1 pseudogene is annotated in these 781 nt (G+C 39.1%); it reads right to left on the bottom strand.

Annotated elements, in window-relative coordinates:
- Positions 1-766: pseudogene (locus ACFIK8_RS08890) on the bottom strand (NAD-glutamate dehydrogenase); the annotation flags it as partial.
- Positions 767-781: the final 15 nt, after the last annotated feature.

The raw sequence follows: 781 nt of genomic DNA, 5'->3' as shown, positions 1-781 counted from the left end.
TTGTCACAATAAACAGGTTATCACTTTCCATAAAGGAGAGGATTTCTTGGGGAGGCTCTTCCATGCTTGAATCGCCAATAATACGAATAGAAGCATCGGTGAGAATGCCTAGTTCAATATTGCTGGCTGTAAAGGCTTTTGTAGGTTCTTGGTTTTTGATGAAGTTATAAGTGCGCATGCCAAGAAAGATGAAATTATTGTCCATCAGCCAATTGAGAAATTCAATGGCTTTTTTGCCTTCTTGTTTGTAGCGCGGTGGGAGGTTTGTTTGATAGGCATGGATATGCTTTTCAATTTCTTTAAGCATAGGTTTCCAGCCTTGCACAGCAGCATTGACCTGCTCAAGGACTAAGGCGATCTCCTCTTTAAGCTTTTGTATTTGCTGCTCGTTTAAGGACTCGATGTGGATTTGCATCAGACTGATGCGTTGTCCGGAGGCACAATCAAGGATAGGGTGCGCAATCAAATAAATGTGATTTTTGTGATGATTGAATATATTCAAAATAGAATCAAGAAGGAAGGGTTTGTTGTCGTTTACCAGTGTGATAACGGTTATAGGTTTGTTATTACGGGTTAAATTTTGTTCAAAACAGATGATACTTTTGCCTGCTTGATGGAGCTTAAAGGCCTGAACGGCGGTGATTGCGGCTTTTTGGAGTTCGTTGCTTTCGTAACAGGCGATATCTTCTTTATCGGTATGAGCAAAAAGGATTTGTTCTATTTTATTTTGATTACTTATTGTCTCTGATGTTTGTTGTTTTAACACAATGAATTTCCCTTT

Source organism: Bartonella sp. MR168JLCBS (genome assembly GCF_042194175.1).
The sequence above is the reverse complement of the archived record's forward strand: the minus strand, read 5'-3'. Positions and strand labels throughout refer to the sequence as shown.